Annotated in this window: 1 rRNA gene; it reads left to right on the top strand. The window is 58.2% G+C overall.

The features are described 5' to 3' along the window. Positions 1-674: ribosomal RNA gene (locus tag IE207_RS32885) — 23S ribosomal RNA — on the top strand; the annotation flags it as partial.

The following is a 674-nucleotide window of genomic DNA, read 5'->3' as shown; positions in this document are numbered from 1 at the left end:
AACCTCGGTCCGTGATCCGGATCAGGGACAGTGTCTGATGGGTAGTTTAACTGGGGCGGTTGCCTCCCAAAGGGTAACGGAGGCGCCCAAAGGTTCCCTCAGCCTGGTTGGCAATCAGGTGTTGAGTGTAAGTGCACAAGGGAGCTTGACTGTGAGACCGACGGGTCGAGCAGGGACGAAAGTCGGGACTAGTGATCCGGCGGTGGCTTGTGGAAGCGCCGTCGCTCAACGGATAAAAGGTACCCCGGGGATAACAGGCTGATCTTCCCCAAGAGTCCATATCGACGGGATGGTTTGGCACCTCGATGTCGGCTCGTCGCATCCTGGGGCTGGAGTCGGTCCCAAGGGTTGGGCTGTTCGCCCATTAAAGCGGTACGCGAGCTGGGTTTAGAACGTCGTGAGACAGTTCGGTCCCTATCCGCTGTGCGCGTAGGAATATTGAGAAGGGCTGTCCCTAGTACGAGAGGACCGGGACGGACGAACCTCTGGTGTGCCAGTTGTCCTGCCAAGGGCATGGCTGGTTGGCTACGTTCGGGAGGGATAACCGCTGAAAGCATCTAAGCGGGAAGCCTGCTTCAAGATGAGTATTCCCACCTCCTTGAGAGGGTAAGGCTCCCAGTAGACGACTGGGTTGATAGGCCAGATGTGGAAGCCCGGTAACGGGTGGAGCTGAC

This window comes from Streptomyces cirratus, assembly GCF_014650775.1.
In the GTDB taxonomy this organism is placed as follows: domain Bacteria; phylum Actinomycetota; class Actinomycetes; order Streptomycetales; family Streptomycetaceae; genus Streptomyces; species Streptomyces cirratus.
The sequence above is the reverse complement of the archived record's forward strand: the minus strand, read 5'-3'. Positions and strand labels throughout refer to the sequence as shown.